Source organism: Bifidobacterium vansinderenii, assembly GCF_002234915.1.
Taxonomy (GTDB): Bacteria; Actinomycetota; Actinomycetes; order Actinomycetales; family Bifidobacteriaceae; genus Galliscardovia; species Galliscardovia vansinderenii.
Genome location: NZ_NEWD01000010.1, coordinates 12,609 through 32,798, shown reverse-complemented (window position 1 = coordinate 32,798; position 20,190 = coordinate 12,609). Strand labels below are relative to the sequence as shown.

Sequence of the window (20,190 nt, the reverse complement as noted above, 5' to 3'; positions counted from 1 at the left end):
GGGAGCCGCCAGCAACTACAGGCCGTACACCTCGTGCGCGAACTTCTCCAGCACCGGGATCGAGCGCTTCACCTTCTCCGTGTCGATGCAGTACGCCATACGGAAGTATCCGGGCACGCCGAAGCTCTCCGACGGCACCAGAATCAGGTCGTACTCCTTGGCCTTGAGGCAGAACGCGGTCGCGTCGTCCTCCAGCGCCTTCGGGAAGATGTAGAACGTGCCGCCGGGGCGCACCACGTCGAAGCCGATGCCGGTCAGCGCGTCGTACAGCAGGTTCATGTTCGTCTCGTACACGCCGAGGTCGCTCGTCTCGTCGAGAACCTTCGCCACGCCCAGCTGGATCGAGCTCGGCGGGCAGTTGTGGCCGGTGCCGCGCGAGATCTGACCCATCATCGGCACGAGCAGATCGGCGTCGGTGGCGGCCGGGTTCACCGCCACGTAGCCGATGCGCTCACCCGGCAGGCTCAGCGACTTGGACCACGAGTAGCAGGTGAGCGTGTTTGCGTAGAACTTGGCCGGGTAGGGCTGGGTGCCGCCGTCGAACACGATCTCGCGGTACGGCTCGTCGCTGATCAGGAAGATGTCGTGGCCGTACTCCGACTGCTTGGCGGTGAGGATCGCGGCCAGCTTCCGCAGCGTCTCCGCCGAATACACGGCGCCAGACGGGTTGTTCGGCGTGTTGATGAGCACGGCCTGCACGTTCGGGTTGAGGGCGGCCTCGAACGCCTCGAAGTTGATCTGGAAGTTCTCCGTGTCGGCCGGCACGATGGTGAGCTTCGCGCCCGTGCCCTTCACGTACGGCTGGTATTCGGGGAAGTACGGGGCGAACGTGATGATCTCGTCGCCGGGCTTGGTCACCGCACGCATGGCGTGAGCGAGCGCGCCGGCCGCACCCGTGGTGGGGAAGATGTGGTTGCCGGTGTAGTCCATGTCGAAGCGACGGTTGAGCGAGTCGGCGATCGCGTCCTTCACCGAGGGGATGCCCAGCGAGGGGGAGTAGCCGTGGATCGCCACCGGGTCGCCGTGCTCGTACAGGTCGACCATCGCGTTGGTGAAGCTCTTCGGCGCGGGTACGCTCGGATTGCCGAGACTGTAGTCGAACACGTTCTCGTAGCCGATTTCGGCGCCGCGGGAGGTCGCGTATTCGCTCAGCTCGCGAATCACGGACTTGCCGCCCAGCATCGCCTTGTAATCCTCGTTGATCATTGTTCTTTCGCTCCTTTTCGCTTGATGATTGCCGTTTTACCATGACGCGGAGAGGTCCCGCACCCCCGCGCCGCAACGGTGAGACGCCTACCGCGCCTTCCCCATATCCGGCTCCCCTCTCTGAGGGGAGCTGTCGGCGAACGCCGACTGAGGGGAGCGTGCGCGCGTCTTCCCGTCATGTCGGTGAGACGCCTACTGCGCCTTCCTCGCCACCATCAGCACATGCCGTCCCCTCGCCGTGGTGGTGGCGAAGATATACGCATCGCCGCCGTCCTTGAGCTTGAGCTTCTTCCTCAGCGCCGCCACCGGCATCGGGAAGTTGCGTACCGCGATGTTCGCGCGCGTGATTCCGCTGAGTGCCGTCTTGAGTTCCTTCTTGCCCATGCCGGTGACGGCGTCGATCTCGAACGCCCGTCCGGGGAATCGTTCGATCATCGAACCAGACGTGAACAGATGACTGTTCGGCCCGATCTGCCGCAGTCCGTGCCGTGCGTATCGTCGTTCAAGCAGGTCGAAACACCCCGCCTTCATGATCGACGCGTTCGGTTCGTACAGATACGCCGGCTCGGTGTTTCCGTCGTTATCGTTCCTGCCGTCGGTGTTCCCGCTGTCAGTGTTTCTGTCGTCATCGTCGTTCCTGTCGGCTGCCGCATCGGCCGTTTCGAGAACCTGCCCGTCGGCGCCGATCCGATAGTCCAGCACATCGCTGTCGTTCACGCAGACCATGCGGATGCCGGTGCCTGTGTTGTCGCTCGGCCTGTCGCCGCTCATCACGACCAGCAGTTCCTTGCATTCGTTGCCGGTGGACACGATGTGCACCTCGCGAACGCAGTCGCCCAGATCGGCCACGGTCTTGCGCCAGTCGAGCATGGGGGAGAGCTTGACCATCACCCAGTCCGCCTTGGCGAGTAGCGATTCCTTGAGCGCGAGCACGTCCGGCGTGCAGTCGGCGATCGCATACGTGCGTGCTCCGTGCGCGTCGCGTCGCGCCGGATCGAGGAAGATCAGCGTGGGCTCAGACGAGGCGTTGGTCGTTTCGTTTGTTGGACCGCTGACCGAACCGTTCGCTGTGCCGTCCGTCTTGTCGCTTGCCGATCCGCTCTTCGTATCTCCCACCGCGCGATCGGGCAGTTCCGTCAGATACTCCTCGGCGTTCCCGTTCACGACCGTGACGTGATCCAGTCCGAGTGCGCGCATGTTGTGCTCGGCGATCTCGCACAGGTGCGGCTGCCGTTCCACGTAGACTCCGCGTCGGAATCCACTCACCATGTACGAGAAGTCCACGCCGAACCCGCCGGTCAGATCCACGAGCGTGCCGCGAGGGACGGAGGCCGTTTCCGTTTGAGCGTTCACGAGCCGTGCCGCCACGCCCGCCTTGTACTGCGCGGTCGACTGCGACGAACACTGTTCCATGGAAATATGCGGCGGGTAGATCACCCCGTCGTGCGCCGCCCACTCCGGCAGTTTGGTGCGCGCCCGCTGCCATCCGTCGATCTGATCGAGCGCGAACGGCAGATCGACCTCGTCGTCACGATGCGCGTGCAACGCCAGATCCCGCACGTCGCCGTTCCGATGCTCCCGAATGAATTCCCAAGTCTGCGCGCTGATCCTCATTCGTTCATTGTATGAACCGAAGCGGATCGTATGAACCGAAGCGGATCGCACCGCTGTTTGCGTTGTCCACCGATGCCGTGTATCTTAGAAATGTTGCCCCTCTAGCTCAACGGTTAGAGCAGCGTCCTTTTAAGTCGTGGGTTGTGGGTTCGAATCCCACGGGGGGCACCGCGAACAAGCCTCGAAACCAATGATCCCAACGGTTTCGAGGCTTTCTCATTTCCATCGCAAGCCGCGTCCGAACGATTAAAAGGACGCGATCCCGTATTTACCGAGGTGGTGACGTCCGGACGCACATCGTGCGTATGAGTCCTGTTCCCCGTTACCGTTCTCGGTGGCGGGGAACATCTATATCGCAGTACGGTCGCAGTACGGCGCGCATTTATCGTACGGGCATAGGTCAAGGACGATGGTGCGGCATTGATAGCGGCGTGAACTACACGACGCGTGAATCACACGACGTAGGGAAAATAAAAGAAAACGCCGGACCGTGAATGCGCCTGTCGGCGCAAGGGCCGCTCGCGGCGGCAAAAAATGGAGCCCGGGGCAATGCACGGCCCGACGCGGCTACTACTGTACGGCATTTTCCCCGGTCCGCCAAACCGGCCGATGCCGGTGTGTTCGCGGGCGGAGACGGGTTGGCTGTTGCGGCCGGTCCTCATCCGCGGTGTGTTTGCCGTACGTCTGCGTCAAACAAGCATCGAGGATTCTCTACAGTGCGTATTTGACGTAAGCGTGCGTCATATGAGCACCGAAGAGCTCCCCGCGGTGCTCATTTATCGCAAGCGTGCGTAAAACAAGCATCGAGGATTAACCGAACCCCGCCCGGCAGTACTTCTTCATCGGACAAACGCGGAATGTACGGACGTGCCCGATGCAACCGTTGCAGCTTACTCCAGTCGCCCCTCGCGCCACAGACGCGCGCCGGCCTTGAAATCCTTGGACGTTGAGTGCAGCGAGCGCGCGGTCTTCAGCAGATGCGCCGCGCCCGAGCTGACGATCCGGTCGGATCCGGCGCCGCCCAGCTCCGCGTCGCGCTCCTGACGGCGTCGCGCCTCGGCCACGAGCCCTGCCGAGATCACCGCGCAGAACGCGCTCGCTCGCTCCATGGCCACGGCGAAGTCGCCCACGAACGCGCCGGAGAGGATCGAGTCCGCCGTGCGCGCGATGTCCTCCGCGTTCGGCGCCTGATCCACGCCTGCGATCGCCGACGACGCGCCCGCCACCGGTTCGCCGATGCGCCACAGCCGGGAGATGGACTCACGGTTGCGGCGCATCCACGTGCGCAGCATGTACAGTCGCCACAGCACGCCGGGCAGCGAGTCGGGGTCGCCGCCGCTCCACAGTTCCGCCACCAGGTCCACGCCCTCGTGCTCCACGAGCGTGAGCACGCGCTCCACCGTCTGCGGATCCTGCGTGTGGTGCACGCGGTCGAGCAGCGAGGCGGCCGTGGTGTGGCTGATCTCGCTGAGCTGCTGCGGGTCCACGCCGCCGGAGAGGTGTTCCACGAGCGCCGGGTCGAGCTGTGCCGGCCGCGTGAATCGTCCGGACGCCGCGAATCCCGAGCCCGCCGCGCGAATGGAGGAGGAACCGTAAGAGGAGGAGCTAGTAGACAATGGGGCTTACCTTCTGAATGTCGATGATTGCCGGACCGTTGTCCGTGTTGACGATATTAAAGGCTACCGCATGTCCGGTTGCCATGTACGGCGTTTTCGCAGGCAGCTGCTTGGCCAGCGACTTGCGGTCGCACAGCGCCCGCATGTGTTCGAACACGCCGCCGATCACGGGCCGGTGCATGCATACGGCGGTGATCTGTCCGGTGCGCAGCGTGATCTCCATTTCGTGACGCAGGCATTCCCATGCGGAGTCGGGCTGCGACGCGTAGGCGTCCTCGGTCAGATCGTCGGCCATGTTCACGGGCAGTCCGGTCTGCCACGCGAACGTCTGGATGGTGCCGACGCAGCGTCGCCAGGGCGAGGTGACGAGTCGGTTCACGCCGAAGCAGGCGATTTCACGGGTGAGTGCGTATGCGGCTGCGGATCCGAGCGGCGTGATCGGCCGGTCGGCGTCGGTGCCGCCCCAGAACTTGCGTCCTTCGGCCTTGCCATGGCGGATAAGCAGGAACATCTTGGATCGCAGGATGCCTGCCTTGACCTTGCGTACGAATTCGTCGAGAATGTCGCGGTCGAGCACGTGGGTGAGCTTGTGTCGCGCGTCGGCGGGCGACATCCACAGTACGTTGTCGACCTCGTGCTTGTCGGCGTTGATCGGTCCGAACGCGTACCGGCGTTTCATGGCGGTCTCGTCGTCGATGATCGATGCGATCCAGTAGCACACGTGTTTACTGGGCTTGCGTGGATCGGTGCGGCGCTTGCCACGCTTGCCCTCGTCCTCGAGGGGGTATTCGACGTCGCCGATGTAGGCGCCGAGCGCGATTGCCAGTCCGGTCTCCTCGCCGATCTCGCGTACGGCCGCGTGGCGGTGCGATTCGTTGATCTCGAGTTTGCCCTTCGGCCAGCTCCAGTCGTTGTATTTGGGCCTGTGGATCACACAGACCTCGATGTTCTCCAGTATCAGATCGGGATCGTTCTGGGCGTCGCCCAGTAGTTCGACTCCGTCGCGCCAACGGTACACGATGCCGCCGGCTGCCTCGACGACTGTGTTCATAGTGGTTCCTTTGTGTTTGGAGTTGTGCATTTACGGCTCCATTATCGCTCGGTATGACAGATGAATGTTAGCGATGACATAAATTGCCCATGTACGAGTGCCCGTCTTTGGACATCGTCATACGTCGGGCAACGGCAGACCAGCGCTGAAATCCATCATAGACAAGGGAAACGCCGGCGTGAAAACGACGAAACGGGCATCCCGTTGAGGATGCCCGTTCCGGCTGTGTGGGTGCGGCCGGGAGTTGATGACGCTCCCGTGGCACCGTCATGCACGCGTCGATGACCCGACCGGATCGACCGAATCGATCGGACGAATCCGATCAGCTGTTGCGCGGACGACGCGTATGCTTCTTGATCAGCGCCTCCTGGCAGTCGACGAGCGGCTTGCCCTCGGCGTCGCGGGAGTGACGCACGTAGGTGCCGTCCGGCTGCATGTGCCAGGAGCTGGTGGTGTCGGCCATCTGCAGGTCGACGTACTTGATGAGCTCCTCGATCTGCTCGGGCGCGGTGATGCGGATCAGCGCCTCGACTCGACGGTCGAGGTTGCGGTGCATCAGATCGGCCGAACCGATCCAGACCTCCGGACCGGAGGAGGGGCCTTCGCCGATCTGAGGGCCCTGCGAGTTCGCGAAGGCGTAGATGCGGCTGTGCTCCAGGAAGCGGCCGAGGATGGAACGCACACGGATGTTCTCGCTCATGCCGGGCACGCCGGGCTTGAGCGAGCAGATGCCGCGCTCCACGATGTCGATCTTCACGCCGGCCTGCGAGGCGCGGTACAGCGCGTCGATCGTCTTCTCGTCCACGATCGAGTTGACCTTGATCTTGATCCAGGCCTCCTTGCCAGCGCGGGCGGCGTCCTCCTCGCGGCGGATGCGCTCGATCAGGCCGGAGCGGATGCCGCGCGGCGCCACCAGCAGACGGTGGAACGTGGACTTGGGCGCGTAGCCGGACAGCTGGTTGAACAGGCGGGTGAGATCCTGTCCGACCACCGGATCGCAGGTGAGCAGACCGAGATCGGTGTAGATTCGAGCGGTCTTCGGGTTGTAGTTACCCGTGCCCACGTGGCAGTAGCGACGAAGGCCGTCGGCCTCCTGACGGACCACGAGCGAGAGCTTGCAGTGCGTCTTCAGACCCACGATGCCGTACACCACGTGCACGCCGGCTCGTTCGAGCTTGCGGGCCCACGCGATGTTCGCGTCCTCGTCGAAGCGGGCCTTGATCTCCACCAGGGCGAGCACCTGCTTGCCGGCCTGCGCGGCGTCGACCAGCGCGTCGATGATCGGCGAGTTGCTGGACGTACGGTACAGGGTCTGCTTGATGGCCAGCACCTTCGGATCGGCGGCGGCCTGCGCCAGGAACGCCTGCACGGAGGTGGAGAAGGAATCGTAGGGGTGGTGCAGCAGGATGTCGCGCTCGCGGATGGCGGCGAAGATGTCCTGCGCACGGCTCGACTCGACCTCGGCGATCTGACGGTTGGTCGTGGGGATGAACTTGTGGAACTTGAGATCCGGGCGATCCACGCCGCCGAGCTCGAACAGCACGGTGAAGTCGAGCGGAGCGGGCAGACGGTACACTTCCTCGTCGTTCACGCCCAGCTGGTCGGCCAGCAGGTGCGAGAGGAACGGGGAGGTGGTGTCGGAGAGCTCAAGGCGGATCGGCGGTCCGAAGCGGCGGCGCAGCAGCTCCTTCTCCATCGCGTTGAGCAGGTTCTCGGCATCGTCCTCTTCGACGTCGATGTCCTCGTTACGGGTGACGCGGAACGAACGCGCCTCCTTGATGATCATGCCCGGGAACAGGGATTCGAGGTGCGCGATGATCAGGTTCTCCATGGTGATGAAGCCGTAGCGCACGTCGCCGTGCTCGTCTTCGGTCATGTCGTCGACCGGCACAAGACGGGACAGGTTGTCCGGGATCTTCACACGGGCGAAGTGCGACTTGCCGGACGTCGGGTTCTCCACGATCACGGCGAGGTTCAGCGAGTTGCCGGAGATGTAGGGGAACGGGTGGGCGGGATCCACGGCCAGCGGGGTGAGCACGGGGAACACCTGCATGCGGAAGAACTTGCTCAGGCGCTCCTGCTCGGCGATGGTCAGCTGGCTCCACTTGAGCAGGACGATGTTCTCCTTGGCCAGGTCGGGCAGGATGTGCTCCACGACGTAGTGGGCGTGCTCGTCCTGCAGACGGTGGGCCTGATCGGAGATGGCGCGCAGCGTCTGACGCGGGCTCAGGCCGCTCGCCGACGTGACTGCCAGACCGGTGTCGATACGACGCTTGAGGCCGGCCACGCGGACCATGAAGAACTCGTCGAGGTTCGACGCGAAGATCGCGGCGAAGTTGGCGCGTTCGATCACGGGGAGGGAGTCGTCCTCGGCCAGTTCCAGCACTCGCTTGTTGAACTTCAGCCAGCTGAGTTCGCGATCGAAGAACCGGTCCTTCGGCAACGGCTCGTAGAGGGAGGCGTTGGGGTCTTCGCGGTTGTCCTTGGGGGTCTCCGCGATATGCTCGGCGATCTGGCTTTTCAGGATCGCCTTTGAGGGTTCATTGAATATCTGGGCCATGCTTACCACTTTATTATTGTTGCGGCCAGTTTGGGGCTCCGAAACGACAGAATTCAACGGCAATTCATATTCTGTCTGTCGGCACGGTAAACCCCGTCTGAATTGTGATCGCTCACCCGGCCTTTCTCCCGGCTTCCCCTCGAGGGAAAGGCCGCATGGCGTTGGTCGCTCGTATCCGGTGATGCCGGCTTCCCCTCGAGGGGAAGCTGTCACGCGCAGCGTGACTGATGAGGTGACGATGCCGGATGATCGGGAAGGCCGGGGTCTGCCTGCCCTGCGTCGCCGATGTAACCGCCGTAGGCAATACTGAAGGCATGCAATCGGAAACCTCGGAAACCATGAATCCCGACGATCAGGCCAGCGTTGAGGCCCAGTCCGCGCCGGCCACCCAGACCGCATCGGATGCGCCGTCTGCGGCAGCCGCGTCCGCCAGCGCACAGCGCACGCTGACCATTCCGCGCGGCACGGTGGTGCTCGCCGCCACGCCCATCGGCAATACCCTCGACGCGTCCGCCCGACTCGTGGCGCTCATGGAGCAGGCCGACATCGTGGCCGCGGAGGACACCCGTCGCCTCTACGATCTCGCTCGTCGCCTCGGCGTGCACGTCAACGGACGCGTGGTGGCGTTCCACGACCACAACGAGCGTTCCAAATCCGACGGTCTGCTCGACGAAGTGGAGACCGGCGCCTGCGTGCTCGTCGTCTCCGACGCCGGCATGCCCACGATCAACGATCCGGGCCTGTCGATCGTGCGTCGTGCCATCGAACGCGGTCTGCCCGTCACGTGCGCACCCGGCCCCTCCGCCGTTCTCGACGCGCTCGCCCTGTCCGGACTGCCCACCGACCGTTTCTGCTACGAAGGATTCCTGCCGCGCAAGCACTCCGAACGTGTGCAGCGTCTGCGCGCGCTGCAGTCCGAACGCCGCACGATCGTGTTCTACGAGACCCCGCACCGCATCGCCGATTCGATGGACGACCTGCTCTCCGCGTTCGGCCCCGACCGTCCGATGGCGTTGGCCCGCGAACTGACCAAGGACTTCGAAGAGATCCGCCGCGGCGGCATCGGCAAGATCCGGCAGAGCGTGATCGACGAGCCGCCCCGCGGCGAGATCGTGCTCGTGATCGGCGGCGCGTCCGAAGACGAGGCGCGCGAGGCGTCGTCGTCCGTACTGAGCGTGGACGAACTGGCCGTACTCGCCATCGACCGTGCGCTCGAAGACGGCCTGCGCATCAAGGACGCGATCGCCGAAGTGATCGAGGAGCATCCGATGCCCGACGGCTCGCTCGCCAACCGCAAGCAGGTCTACAACGCCGTCCTCAAGATCAAGCAGTGATCCTGTCGTCCATCGCACCGAACAGCACCTCGAACCCGCGTGCCACACCCGGGCCGCCACGCTGAGCCACGTACTCAAGCAGTTCTGCGCTCGCCGACGGGTTCGCGATCAGCCACATGCGCAGCTCCGGCGCACGCTCGGCGATCGTCCACAGCACATCTTCGTCGGTATTCGGATCGCACGCCACCTGAGCGGTCAGACGCATCGGCGGTTCGGGCGGCTTGGGGCCACGTTCGTGCGGTGCGGCCGTACGTTTCACGCCGAGCCGTCGCAGTGTACGAAGACGTTTGTCGGCCTTGCGGAACCATACTGCACGTCCGGATGAGCGCTTCCGACCATGCCGTCCCCGTCCGCCGCGCTCGCGGCGCCCCATCCGGTTCCGTCGTCGTCCACTCCCGGCCATGACTTCCTCCGTCTCTTCAGCGCGATGAACGTGGTGATGCCCAGACTGTGCCGCGGCCACCGCTGGTTGCGCCACAGCATGTTCAAACAATCGTCGGGGCTGATCTCGTACTTGGTCATCAGCACGGCCAGCAGTTGGTTCACATCGCATCCCTGCCGTTCTGCGGGCTCCATGCACGCCAGATCACATGCCGTGCGTATGGGAGAGGTGATCCGCAGGCCGGCCAGCAGCACCATATGATTCGTCAGCATGCGTCGGTTGTGCACATGCATGTCGCGGCCGTGTACGCGCGCCCGATAATGCGATGTCGATATCAGATCGAAACAGGCGGGAAACCGTCCGCCCACCCATACCCACAACGCCAGTTTGCCCGCCGCCGTGGCGCCGTACGGAATCATCGGCTCCACGATCAGTGCGCGACCAAGTGGCGTATCCGCATAGTCGTTGCGATAGCCGCACGTGTCATCCAGACGGGTCAGCACGCCCATGGCGACCAGTCGGTGCAGTGCCATATGACCGGTTACGTCCGTGCTGTGAATCAGCGACGGGCCCTCGCCCGGCATAGACCGCGAGCCATTCCGAATGACCTGTTTTCTCCTCGCCCGTCGACTCTGACGAACGACCGTACCGCATGTAATGTCGCTCATGTCTTCCGACGGTAGGCCGCGACGCATAATCCCGCTCAGACGGCAACGAAAAATGTGGAAAAGTGGATAACTCGCGCTTAAAACGACACCCATGTGGACAACTCCGCGGATTGTCCACAATCCACGACAGAAAACGTCAATGCCCGTACGGATAATCGGGGTTTATGAGTCATATTCTTGTTAACGTCGCCTGGCCGTATGCGAACGGCCCCCGCCATATCGGCCACGTGGCCGGTTTCGGCGTCCCCTCGGATGTCTACGCGCGCTACGAGCGCATGAAGGGCAACGACGTGCTCATGGTCTCCGGCACCGACGAGCACGGCACCCCGATCCTGGTCGAGGCCGAAAAGGAAGGCCTGACCGCCCAGGAGCTCGCCAACCGCTACAACCGCGTGATCGCCAAGGACCTGTGCGATCTCGGCCTGAGCTACGATCTGTTCACCCGCACCACCACCGGCAACCACGAGCACGTGGTGCAGGAGCTGTTCAAGCAGTGCCTCAAGAACGGCTACATCTACAAGGGCACGCAGCAGGTGGCCATCAGCCCGTCCACCGGCCGCACCCTGCCCGACCGCTACATCGAAGGCGAATGCCCGATCTGCCACACCGACGGCGCGCGTGGCGACCAGTGCGACGCCTGTGGCAACGAGCTCGACCCGATCGATCTGATCAACCCCGTCTCCAAGATCAACGGCGAAACCCCGCGCTTCGAGGAGACCGAGCACTACTTCCTCGACCTGCCCGCGCTCGCCGAGGCGAACCTCGCATGGCTCAAGACCCGCGAAGGCTGGCGCACCAACGTCATCAACTTCTCCATCGGCCTGTTCAAGGAAGTCAAGCCGCGCGCCATCACCCGCGACATCGACTGGGGCATCCCCGTGCCGGTGGATGGCTGGATCGACAACCCGAACAAGAAGCTCTACGTGTGGTTCGACGCCGTGATCGGCTACCTGTCGGCGTCCATCGAATGGGCCCGCCGCAAGGGCGACCCGGAGGCGTGGCGCGCCTGGTGGAACGACCCGTCCACCCCCGCCTACTACTTCATGGGCAAGGACAACATCACCTTCCACTCGCAGATCTGGCCCTCCGAGATGCTCGCCTACAACGGCCAGGGCTCCAAGGGCGGCGAGACCGGCGAACTCGGCCCGCTGAACATGCCCGAGCAGGTGGTGGCCAGCGAGTTCATGACCATGGAGGGCAAGAAGTTCTCCTCCTCGCGCGGCATCGTGATCTACGTGAAGGACATCCTCGCCCGCTACCCCGTGGACGCCGTGCGTTACTACATCTCCGTGGCAGGTCCGGAAAGCTCCGACTCCGACTTCACGTGGGCCGAGTTCGTGCGCCACAACAACGAGGAGCTGGCCGCCGCGTGGGGCAACCTCGTCAACCGTGTGGCCAACCTGATCGCCAAGAACTTCGGCGCGATCCCGGCCATTGATGAGTCCAAGATGACCGATCAGGAGCGCGCGCTGCTCGAGCAGACCAACGCCGCGTTCGACACCGTGGGCAACTTCCTCGAGAAGCACCACCAGAAGGCCGCCCTGGCCGAGGCGATGCGCATCGTCGGCGAGATCAACAAGTACATCTCCGCCGTGGAGCCGTGGAAGATCAAGGACGACGAGGCTCGACTGGGCACCGTGCTGCACGTGGCCGCACAGGCCGTGTCCGACGCCAACCACCTGCTCGCGCCGTTCCTGCCGCACTCCGCGCAGAAGGTGTGGGAGGCCCTGGGCGGCGAGGGCGTGTTCTCGCCGCTGCCGCACATCGAGGAGGTCGAGGATCTCGACAAGCCCGGCTTCAGCTATCCGATCATCACCGGCGACTACAAGCTGGGCGTGAACGTGCACCCGTGGAAGAGCGAGCCGATCACCGTGGGCGCCGTGGTGCCGAAGCCGAAGCCGATCTTCGCCAAGATCCCGAAGGAGGCCGTGGCCGAGGAGCTCGAGCGCTTCCAGGCCGAGCTTGACGCCCGTCGTGCCAAGGAGGCCGAGCGCCTCGCCGCCGAAAAGGCCAAGCTCGCCTGATTCTGTTGGCCGACGGCTGTCACCTATGTGCTCCCTCCGGGGGAGGGAGCTGGCCGACGTAGTCGGACTGGGGGAGGGATTGGATCCTTGAAGGTTTCCGGTCCCTCCCTTTGTCATGACTTTCGTCATGACATCTCCCTCCCATGGAGGGAGAACGTTCTGTTCGGTCATGTCGGTCGGTCATCGTGTTCTTTCCCTTCGCGGTAAGGGGCTGTCCGATGCCAAAATGGCCCGGCATCCGCGTGCTCCCTCCATGGGAGGGAGCTGGCCGACGTAGTCGGACTGAGGGAGGGGCCGAGCTGCTTCGCCCAACGAATCCCATCCTCTCGAACCCTGCGATGTTCAACTTATGTGAGCCGTCACAAATCTCTCACACATTCTCAGGAAAGATTCAGGTTCCCGCATCATCTTTCCAAGGAACGGCTGCTTATATAAGACATGTCAGCGGTTGAACCCGCTGGTGAGATTCCAATCGAATCTGATAACTGAACCCTTCTTCTCTCTTCTCTCTCTAGCCCGGTGGTCTTCTCTCCCACCGGGTTTCTTCTTTTCTGCAGGCAAATCCTGGATTGCGGCGGTCGCGTGGCCGAAGACGGCTGCTCATATCGCGGAATCGATCGTCGGATCTGTCTCACTATGCAGGAACATCTGCTCTTTGGGGCGTCAAATGCCCGAAAATCGACGCGAAAACGGGTATTTGGCGCCCCGAAGAGCGGAATTCGGGTAGTTGGTGCCCCAAATTCGAATGATCATGTACCTGAGGCAGGCGGCTATGGGGAGAGTTCATCGGAACTTCACCTGAGCGTTCGCATTTTTAGGTAACTCCAAGGTTATTGCATCGTTGCATCCAGAAAGCGGTGGTTATATAAGAAATGTCAGCGGATGACACCGCTGGTACGGTTCCTCGGATGGCACGGCAACGTCGAGTCACTCGGTAAGCGAATCGGATAACTGAACCCTTCTTCTCTCTTCCTTTCTCTGATTACCCGGCGGCCAGTCCCCGCCGGGTTTCTCTTTTTTCGCGCATTTTCCACGCAATCGTTTTCGTGCCATCGGTCAGGCGGGCGTGCATACTGGAGCGTATGGCCAAACATCATCGCGACAGAAGCTGGGCTCCGGCGCCCGAACCCCTCAACGAATGGACGATCGACAACCATACGCACGTAAGGTCCGTTGTCCCGTTCTCCAAGGCCATGAGCCACGAGGCCGAAGTCAAGGGGCAGCCGTACGTACCCGTGTATTCCGAAGGCGAACTGCTCGACATGGCCGCCGCGGTGGGCGTCCGGCAGATCGTCGACGTCGGCTGCGAATATCCGAACCTCGCCCGTGCCGTCAGTCTGGCCGAGGAGTTTCCCGACCGCGTGCACGCCGCCCTGGCCATCCACCCCAACGAGGCCGTGCTGCACGGTCACCGCGGAGCGAAGGGGCCCGACGGTCTCGAAATCAAGTACAAGCCGTGGCACGACATCAGTTTTGACGACGCGCTCGCCGAGGTGCATCGTCTGGCCGTCGCGTATCCGGACATCGTCGTGGCGATCGGCGAGACCGGCCTTGATTTCTTTCGCACCGGCGACGCCGCGCGCGACTATCAACGCGAGGCGTTCCGCGCGCACATCGCGCTTGCCAAGGAACTCGACCTGCCCATGCAGATCCACGACCGTGACGCCCACGCCGACTGCATCGACATCCTGCTCAAGGACGGCGCTCCCGATCGGACCGTGTTCCACTCCTACTCCGGCGACGCCGAAATGGGCCGTATCGCGCGCGACAACGGCTGGTATCTGAGCTTCTCCGGCACGGTGAGTTACAAGGGCAACGAGGGCATTCGCGAATCGCTCGCCCTGATTCCGCGCGACCATATTCTTGTGGAGACCGACGCGCCGTATCTCACGTCAATGCCGTACCGTGGCCGCACGAACGCGCCGTACATGATCCCGTACACGCTCGCCGCCATGGCCGACGTGCTTGATCTGACGGTCGACGAGACGGCGGCGCTGACCCGTGAGAACGCACGCCGCGTCTACGGCATCTGATCGTTGATTGATATGACGTCTGATAGGCGGAAAACCGCGGTTTTCCGCCGAAAACCCACTAGATGAACACTTCCTGTATCCTCCCTCACATTCATCTCAACTGATTTACCAAATGCTTTTCGCGGTGGTACTGTGTGTATCTTGACTTGAAGGTCACAAGATATTCACAAGGTTTTGCACGCCTTTGACGTGCGGAATTGTTGGAGGTTCCAAGTGGCGGAAGAACTCAGGGACACCGACGAAACGCCGGTGGAAAACAGGGGGAGAGAACAGGGGAAATCGCGAAAGCGAACCGCTGAGGCATCCGAGAAATCCGTTCATTCCGAACGTCGATCCGAACGGTCGAAATCTACGACGGCCGTGACGTTGACTTCTACGACGTCATCTGATGAAACCGGTTCGATATCGACCTCTTCAGTATCGTCTTCGTCGGCGTCGTCCGCGAATGTCGAGAATTCGATCGATTCATCGGATTCCACGGAGTCCGCGGACAACGAATCCGAACGGCATAAACAGGTCGCGGAGCGGTCCGATCGATCCGCACAGCCCGAACAACAGCCAGAACAATCATCAGAACAAGCAGCGGTCCCGGTCCAGTCCAAGGCTGGGAAATCAAGGAAATCCACGGCCGTTCGGTCATCGTCGGAGGATGGGACGACGGTGACAGCCACAACGAAATCCACGGTCACGAAGACCGCAACGAAATCCACTGCAAAGTTGGCAGCGAAAATCGCCGCATCGAAATCATCGGCAAAATCGTCAACGAAATCGGCGATGACAAAGTCCACGACAAAGCCCTCGGCGAACCTCACGGACGCCGGCGACGCGATCACGACCAAGCCCGTAGGCAAGACCTCGGCCAAGACCGCAGACAAGGACCCCATGACCGCCGAGGACAGCGGCTCGCTCATCCCGCCGGTCAGCATCACCAAGGCTCCCAAGACATCCCGCCGCATCGTGCCTCCCGAGGAAAAGGCGGAGGCCGAACGCGCGAAGAAGGCCGCCGCAAAGGCCGCGCGCAAAACAACTCGTGAACCGCGCACCCGCATCGGGCGCTGGTGGCGTCGCGTGCAGTCCAGCCCCGATCGTGTGAGCTTCGCCATGTGCATCGTGGCACTCGGCGTGGTCTACGGCGACATCGGCACCTCGCCGCTGTACATGGCGCAGTCGTTCCTCTCCGGTCAGGGCGGCCTCCAGAACGCCGACCGCGGATCCGTGCTTGGCATGCTGTCGCTGCTGTTCTGGTCGATCACGCTGATCACCACCGTCAAATACGTGTTCATCGCCATGCGCATCGACAACAAGGGCGAAGGCGGCATCTTCGCGCTGTACAGCATGGTCCGCCGCTACGGCAAGTGGCTCGCCTGGCCGGCCATGCTCGGCGGCGCGGCGTTCCTCGCCGACTCGGTGCTCACTCCGGCCGTGTCGATCTCGTCCGCAGTCGAAGGCCTGCAGACCATCCCGCAGCTCAATCCGGTGTTCGACGCCAACCAGAACCTCACGCTCATGATCACCGTGGTGATCATCATCGCCCTGTTCAGTATTCAGTCGCGCGGCACCGAACGCATCGGCAAGGTGTTCGGCACGATCGTGATGATCTGGTTCTCGTTCCTCGCCGTGGTGGGCGTGTTCTCCATCGGCTCCGACTGGAGCGTGTTCGAGGCGCTCAACCCGGCCATCGGCATCGACTTCCTGCTGTTCGATCCGAACAACAAGGCGGGACTTGCCATCATGGGCACCGTGTTCCTCGCCACCACCGGCGCCGAGGCGCTCTACTCCGACATGGGCCACGTGGGCCGCGGCAACATCTACGCCACCTGGCCGTTCATCAAGATCGCGCTCGTCCTCAACTACTTCGGACAGGGCGCATGGATCCTGCGCAACCAGAACAACGAAGGCCTGTACCACATCAAGAGCCTCAACCCGTTCTTCCAGATGATGACGCCCAGCCTGCGCTCCGTGGCCGTGGTGCTGTCGGTCGCGGCCGGCGTGATCGCCTCGCAGGCGCTGATCACCGGCGCGTTCACCATGGTCTCCGAGGCCACCGGCCTCAACTGGATGCCGCATCTGCAGGTTCGCTACCCGGCGCGAACCCGCGGCCAGCTGTACATTCCGTCGATCAATCTGGTGCTGTGCGTGGCCACGCTGAGCGTGCTCGCCATGTTCCGCGACTCCGAGCACATCACCGCCGCCTACGGTCTGGCGCTCACCATCACCATGATCACCACCACGATCCTGCTCGCCGCCTACATCTGGAACGGGTGGAAGCGTCGGGCGTTCGCCATCGTGTTCGCGATCGTGTTCCTGGCCATCCAGACGCTGTTCTTCCTCGCATCCATGTCGAAGTTCCTGCACGGCGGCTGGTTCACCATGCTGCTCACGCTCGCGATCCTCGGCATCATGGTCGTGTGGGATCAGGGCACCAAGGTGGAGCGCTCGCAGCGCCGGCACATGTGGCCCAAGGAGTTCCTGCCCGCGCTCGACGCGCTGCACCGCGACTTCAAGCTGCCGTACTACGCCGACAATCTGGTCTATCTGACGTCTGACCCCGAGCTGCGCCGGCTCGACACCGACATCTTCTACTCGATCTTCGGCAACCATCCCAAGCGCGCCCGCGCATGGTGGGCGGTCTCCGTGCAGGTGACCGACGACCCGTTCACGCGCGAGTATTCGGTGGAAAACTTCGGCACGAGTTTCATGTATCGCGTGCGCATCCGTCTCGGGTTCAAGGTGTCGCAGAACGTGGCCACGTACCTGCATCAGATCATGCACGATCTGATCAACGACGGCACGCTGCCCAAGCAGTCGAGCATCTACCCGAAGGTGGACGAGGACCCGCAGATCGGCACGATCCAGTACGTGCTCGTGCACAAGGCGCTCATGCCTGAGTCCAAAATCACCGAACGCGGCTCCACGCTGCTGCGCGTGAAGTACGCGATCCGCCATCTGGCGGGCAGCCCCGCGCAGTGGTTCGGTCTTTCGGCGTACAACCCGGTGGTGGAGGTGCAGCCGCTGTTCCTATCCACGCACAAGGTGCCGGCGCTCAAGCGCGTGGCGCTGCGCAAGTCGAAGCGGCCGATCACGCTGCAGCAGATCCAGGCCGAGCAGCGCGAGGAGGCGGAGAACGCCCGCGCCGCGCAGATGGCCGCCGACGATACGCGCCAGTTCGCCGGCGTGCTCGTGTCACCGTCCGATGGCGTGCGTGATGGCGTGCGTGACGGCGTGCGCATGGACGGCACCGTCGACGGCAATCCTGACGCCGTGGGACTGCGTCCGGTCGGGCGCAGCGGCGCCGGCGAGGCGATGCGCCGGCATCGGTCGCGGCCGAACTTCGATCTGCGACCCGCTTCGAGCGTGTGACGCGTATGGACGAGTGCGTGCGCATGACTCGAACGCGGGGCGTGCGCATGACTCGGGCGCGCGCGGCGACGTTATAGCCACGTTCTATAACATCGTGGGCAAGTCGCCGACCGTACCCGGTATGGTGGAGAACTATGTGCAGACTGTTGGGATACGCTACTTCGGGTGATAATCAGAGCCTTGACGACGTGCTGACGTCTTCGCAGCTGGAAACGTTCCAGCAGATGGCGATCATTCACAACGACGGCTGGGGAGCCGCGCTCGTCACCGATCCGTACGAACCCGCCGGCACCAAGGACGGCGGCGCGCCGTCGCCGTCCGCGAACGTGAGCGTCTACAAGTCCACGTCGTCCGCGTACGCCGATCCCGTGTTCCGTTCCATTGAATGCCAGGGCGCGCGCGGCGCGCTCTACCATCTGCGTCTCGCATCATCCGGCCTGCCGCTGATCATGGAGAACCAGCAGCCGTTCTTCGCCGACGGCGTCTCGTTCATCCACAACGGCGATATCAGCGATCTCAACCAGCGCAACATCGTGCGCGCCCCCAAGAAGCCCGTCTCCGAACTCGACATGCTGCGCACGGGCGGCAAGAGCGACTCCGCCGTGTACTTCGCGCTCGTACTGTCCTACCATCACAAGGGTCTTGCGCTGCACGACGCCGTACGCGAGGCAATCCGCGATCTGCGCGCACAGTACCCGCGTTCGTCGTACAACTGCATGATCCAGACCGGCGACACGTACATCTGCGTGCACGCGGTCGGTAGTCTCAAGCCCGAGAAGGAAATCGAGGAACTGTACGCGCGCTACGGTCAGGTCGAGCATGCGGCCGACTATCGTCGCATCCGCTACCGTGAGTTGAAGAACGGCGGCGTAGTGGCGGCCAGTTCGGGCTTCGAACAGCGTGAGCGCGACGGCTGGAAGACCCTGCCGAACAACCACATGATCATCGCCTCCAACAAGACCGGGGAATACGCGATCGAAGAGCTGTGACGGCCTATCGATTATTCGTATACCCGCCGCCACATGTCGGGGGAGTGGGTTGCAGTAGGCTCAAACCATGACGATACGAGCCTTTGATTTTGCCCATCAGGGCACCAAGCCGAACCCCAAGCATGTGCAGAGCCTGCTGAAATTCTTCGAGTCCGGCATCAAAAGTCCCGACGACTACGGCTTCGGCGTGGAGATCGAGCATCTTCCCGTCCGCAAGTCCACCGGTAAGGCGGTGACCTACGCCGAACCGCACGGCATCCGCAACGTGCTGCAGGCGCTCGCCTCGCATTACGATCCCACGCGTGAATACTACGAGGACGGCCATCTGCTGGGTCTGGGCAAGCCCGGCATCTCCGTTTCGCTCGAGCCGGGCGGCCAGATCGAATGCTCGCTGGGCGTGCTGCGTCACGCCGACGATCTCGACGTGCTGTACGCCGAGTTCCGCCGTGATCTCGACCCGATCCTCGACCGATTCGACATCCGTCTGATCAACTACGGCTACCAGCCCGACACCTCCTACAAGGAGATCGAGATCATCCCCAAGCATCGCTACCACGCGATGCAGAAGTACTTCGCCCGCATCGCCCGCTACGGCTACTGCATGATGCGCGCGTCCGCGTCCACGCAGGTGAGCATCGACTACTTCAGCGAGAAGGATTCGATCGACAAGCTGCGCATCGGTACGGCCGTCGGCCCGATCCTCGCCTGGTTCTTCCGCAACACCCCGTTCTTCGAGAAGGAGCCGAACCCGTTCCCGCTGCTGCGTCAGGAGATGTGGGACTGGATCGACCCGCAGCGCACCAACCAGCTGTGGGGACTGTACGACGACAACTACGACTGGGAGCATTACGCCACCGACGTGCTCACTACGCCCGTATTCATCGCCGACCTGTCGCACACGCCCGAGTACACGGGCGACCGTCCGGTGTTCGCCGCGCCGTACGATGATGCGGCCGCGATCTACCCGGACCGTGAGCTCAACCAGGCGGAGATCAACCATCTGATCTCCACGCACTTCAACGACGTACGTCTGAAGAACTTCGTGGAGCTGCGTCACTGGGATTCGCTGCCTGTTGAACGTGCGCAGCGACTCACCGAGATCGTGTCGGGACTGTTCTACTCGCCGGAGGAGTTCTCCGGTCTGCTGACGTACTTCGACGGACTGACCGCGCTCGACGTGCGCGCCGCCAAGGCCGATCTGCAGGCGCACGGCGCCGACGCGCACCCGTACGGTCAGAGCCTCGACTTCTGGCGCGAGTTCCTGCACGCCGAGGGCACGCTCGACACCGAGCCCGGCGACCCCAAACGCCCCGACGTCTTCCAGAACTGACGCGCGTTTCCGGTTCTCTCGAG

General features: G+C 63.1%; 14 protein-coding genes and 1 tRNA gene. 7 read left to right on the top strand and 8 right to left on the bottom strand.

The window, feature by feature from the left end; genetic code table 11:
• Positions 1-15 precede the first annotated feature (15 nt).
• Complete coding sequence (locus Tam10B_RS05485; protein ID WP_093960258.1) at positions 16-1,206, bottom strand: pyridoxal phosphate-dependent aminotransferase; 1,191 nt, start codon at positions 1,204-1,206, stop codon at positions 16-18.
• A gap of 192 nt (positions 1,207-1,398) precedes the next feature.
• Complete coding sequence (locus Tam10B_RS05480) at positions 1,399-2,820, bottom strand: THUMP-like domain-containing protein (protein ID WP_093960257.1); 1,422 nt, start codon at positions 2,818-2,820, stop codon at positions 1,399-1,401.
• A gap of 95 nt (positions 2,821-2,915) precedes the next feature.
• On the opposite strand from Tam10B_RS05480, the gene Tam10B_RS05475 reads away from it, so the two are divergent.
• Positions 2,916-2,988, top strand: a tRNA-Lys gene (locus Tam10B_RS05475).
• Between the two features lie 722 nt (positions 2,989-3,710).
• Here Tam10B_RS05475 and Tam10B_RS05465 read toward each other — a convergent pair.
• The 3 genes from Tam10B_RS05465 to Tam10B_RS05455 all read right to left on the bottom strand — a co-directional run bounded on the left by Tam10B_RS05465 (position 3,711) and on the right by Tam10B_RS05455 (position 8,047).
• Complete coding sequence (locus tag Tam10B_RS05465; RefSeq protein ID WP_093960255.1) at positions 3,711-4,436, bottom strand: thymidine phosphorylase; 726 nt, start codon at positions 4,434-4,436, stop codon at positions 3,711-3,713.
• Positions 4,426-5,487 carry an NUDIX hydrolase gene (locus Tam10B_RS05460; RefSeq protein WP_093960254.1) on the bottom strand — a complete coding sequence of 354 codons (1,062 nt, stop codon included), beginning with the start codon at positions 5,485-5,487 and terminating at the stop codon, positions 4,426-4,428. Before Tam10B_RS05460 ends, Tam10B_RS05465 begins: the two co-directional genes overlap by 11 nt.
• A gap of 322 nt (positions 5,488-5,809) precedes the next feature.
• Positions 5,810-8,047 carry an RNA degradosome polyphosphate kinase gene (locus tag Tam10B_RS05455; RefSeq protein WP_093960253.1) on the bottom strand — a complete coding sequence of 746 codons (2,238 nt, stop codon included), beginning with the start codon at positions 8,045-8,047 and terminating at the stop codon, positions 5,810-5,812.
• Between the two features lie 314 nt (positions 8,048-8,361).
• Between Tam10B_RS05455 and rsmI the strand changes: the two genes are divergently transcribed.
• Positions 8,362-9,381, top strand: a complete 1,020-nt coding sequence (rsmI, locus tag Tam10B_RS05450; protein WP_332881260.1) for a 16S rRNA (cytidine(1402)-2'-O)-methyltransferase — start codon at positions 8,362-8,364, stop codon at positions 9,379-9,381.
• Here the strand turns inward: rsmI and Tam10B_RS05445 are convergent.
• Together Tam10B_RS05445 and Tam10B_RS05440 are read right to left on the bottom strand one after the other, a co-directional pair.
• Complete coding sequence (locus tag Tam10B_RS05445; protein ID WP_408606634.1) at positions 9,371-9,640, bottom strand: variant leucine-rich repeat-containing protein; 270 nt, start codon at positions 9,638-9,640, stop codon at positions 9,371-9,373. The two genes, rsmI and Tam10B_RS05445, sit on opposite strands and share 11 nt — an antisense overlap.
• Positions 9,637-10,296 (bottom strand): hypothetical protein, encoded by a 660-nt coding sequence (locus tag Tam10B_RS05440; protein ID WP_143248551.1) that lies wholly within the window; start codon positions 10,294-10,296, stop codon positions 9,637-9,639. The genes Tam10B_RS05445 and Tam10B_RS05440 overlap by 4 nt, the downstream gene beginning before the upstream one ends.
• A gap of 299 nt (positions 10,297-10,595) precedes the next feature.
• On the opposite strand from Tam10B_RS05440, the gene metG reads away from it, so the two are divergent.
• Complete coding sequence (metG, locus tag Tam10B_RS05435; protein ID WP_093960250.1) at positions 10,596-12,455, top strand: methionine--tRNA ligase; 1,860 nt, start codon at positions 10,596-10,598, stop codon at positions 12,453-12,455.
• A gap of 1,082 nt (positions 12,456-13,537) precedes the next feature.
• A complete protein-coding gene (locus Tam10B_RS05430) occupies positions 13,538-14,488 on the top strand; it encodes a TatD family hydrolase (protein WP_093960249.1) in 951 nt (316 codons plus the stop codon).
• A 317-nt stretch (positions 14,489-14,805) separates the two neighbouring features.
• Here the strand turns inward: Tam10B_RS05430 and Tam10B_RS12905 are convergent, their stop codons facing one another.
• Positions 14,806-15,276 carry a hypothetical protein gene (locus Tam10B_RS12905; protein WP_143248550.1) on the bottom strand — a complete coding sequence of 157 codons (471 nt, stop codon included), beginning with the start codon at positions 15,274-15,276 and terminating at the stop codon, positions 14,806-14,808.
• On the opposite strand from Tam10B_RS12905, the gene Tam10B_RS05425 reads away from it, so the two are divergent.
• From Tam10B_RS05425 to Tam10B_RS05415, 3 genes are all read left to right on the top strand, one after another.
• Positions 15,263-17,848, top strand: a complete 2,586-nt coding sequence (locus Tam10B_RS05425; protein WP_093960248.1) for a KUP/HAK/KT family potassium transporter — start codon at positions 15,263-15,265, stop codon at positions 17,846-17,848. The genes Tam10B_RS12905 and Tam10B_RS05425 overlap by 14 nt on opposite strands.
• Positions 17,849-17,982: 134 nt before the next feature.
• Positions 17,983-18,837, top strand: coding sequence for a class II glutamine amidotransferase (locus Tam10B_RS05420; RefSeq protein ID WP_093960247.1), 855 nt, complete (start codon positions 17,983-17,985; stop codon positions 18,835-18,837).
• A gap of 67 nt (positions 18,838-18,904) precedes the next feature.
• Positions 18,905-20,167: a glutamate-cysteine ligase family protein gene (locus Tam10B_RS05415; protein ID WP_093960246.1), complete on the top strand. Its 1,263-nt coding sequence runs from the start codon at positions 18,905-18,907 to the stop codon at positions 20,165-20,167.
• Positions 20,168-20,190 lie beyond the last annotated feature (23 nt).